Here is a 1,906-nt window from a genome sequence, read left to right as displayed (position 1 = left end):
CCGGCCGCGGCCAATGACGATGCCGCCGAAGACAAGGATCGTCCGCGACGCAAGCACCGGTCGGCATCGCGCAACATGGGTGCCCTGCCGAAGCATCTGCCGCGCTGCGAGGAAGTGATCGAGCCGGAGAGCACAGTCTGTTCCTGTTGCGGACTTTCCCTCCATCGCATCGGCGAGGATATCAGCGAGGCCCTCGATATCGTTCCGGCACTTCTGCGCGTGATCCGCACGATCCGGCCCAAATACGCCTGCCGGGCCTGCGAGGCCCATGTCGTCCAGGCGCCGGCGCGAGCGCGAGTAATGGATGGGGGCATGGCAACGACGGCGCTGGTGGCGCATGTGGTTGTCTCAAAGTTCGCCTGGCATCTTCCTCTCTATCGCCAGTCGCAGATCTTCTCGGGTTACGGCATCCATCTCGACCGGGGCACGCTCGGCGGCTGGGTCGGACGGGCCGCCTGGTGGCTGAGCCCGCTTTACGATCGCCTGCTTGCCTTCATCCGCTCACAGCCGCGGGTGTTCTGTGACGAAACGCCTCTGCCGCGACTTGATCCGGGACGCAAGCGGACGAAAGTCTGCCAATTGTGGGCGCAGGCCGTCGATGATCGTCCCTGGCAGGGACCGGCACCGCCGGCAGTCGGCTATGTGTTTGCAGAAAGCCGGGGAACCGGAGAGATCGAGACGCAGCTTTCAACGTTCGGCGGCATTCTCCAGGTGGATGGCTATGCGGCCTACAAGAGCCTGGCGAAGCGGCGGCGCAAGAGCAATATCGCACCCTTGCAGCTAGCCTTTTGTCTGGCCCATGCTCGGCGCAAGTTCGTCGAGGTGGTCAAAACGACGGCCTCGAGCGAGGCGCTGGCGGTGATCGCCGCTATTGCCGAGATCTACCGGATCGAGCAATGCATCCGCGGCAGGAGCGCCGAGCAGCGCCTGTCGGTGCGCAAGGCCGAGAGTGCTCCGCTGATGGCGGCACTGAAGGAGCGGCTGGAGACGCTGATCGATGAGGTCTCGGCCAAGTCGTCGCTCGGCAAGGCCGTCGCCTACACGCTGGCGCATTGGCATGGGCTGACAGCCTTCCTCACGGACGGACGGATCGAAGTCGATAGCAACGTTGTCGAGCGTTCGCTCAAGCCGGTCTGCCTGACGAGGAAGAATAGTCTTTTTGCCGGTTCCGCCCGCGGTGGCGAGACTTGGGCGGTGCTGGCATCACTGGTCAACTCGGCAAGGCTCAATGGTCTCGATCCCGAAACCTGGCTCGCCGACGTGCTCGAGCAGATCGTCTCGGGTGCCATTCCGGTCAATCGGCTCGACGAGCTCTTGCCGTGGAATTGGAAGGCAGACCGGGAAGCACGGGGCCAACTGGAGCGTGTGGCGGCATGATCGCTCGTCGGTCAAAAGGGCCCGTCGCCGCTCGGCCCGCCGCGGCTTGCTCAGTTCCGCCTTCGCGCCCGATGCTGGACGATGCGGCCTTCGAGACGTTCTTGCACAAGCAGCGGCCGCATCCGCCGGTCTTCGGCATGGATGGGCTCGACGGCTATCTGACGGCGCTCATCATCGGTCCGCGCTTTATCGACCCGCGCCAATGGATTCCTTTGTTTGCAGGCGAGCAAGCGCTGATGGCGCTCGAAGACACGACCGAGGCGCTCGCCGTTCAGACGCTGGTTGCCAACTACAATCGCATCTCGGTCGGGCTCGGCGAAACGCCGGAGACCTGGCGTCCGCGCCTTGCGCCACAGGAGGACGGCACATTCGAGGCCTTCGAATGGTCGACCGCCTTCCTGCTTGCCACCGGCTACGCCACAAGGCTCTGGCGCCCCGTTCTCCACGGCCATGCCAAGACCGGCGACATCATCGCCCCGATCCGGGATACAACGGGGCTGAACTCCCGTCTCGACGACGCGGGCGTCGC

General features: G+C 64.7%; 2 protein-coding genes. Both read left to right on the top strand.

The window, feature by feature from the left end:
- On the top strand, positions 1-1,377 hold a 1,377-nt coding region (tnpC, locus tag AC0L2X_RS32305), incomplete at its 5' end, for an IS66 family transposase (RefSeq protein ID WP_473601193.1).
- Between the two features lie 71 nt (positions 1,378-1,448).
- Positions 1,449-1,906, top strand: a 458-nt coding sequence (locus tag AC0L2X_RS32300) for a UPF0149 family protein (protein WP_473601192.1), incomplete at its 3' end; no start/stop codon positions are given.

The sequence above is a fragment of the Mesorhizobium sp. WSM4828 genome (genome assembly GCF_055811175.1).
This window is presented reverse-complemented; position numbering and strand designations above follow the sequence as displayed.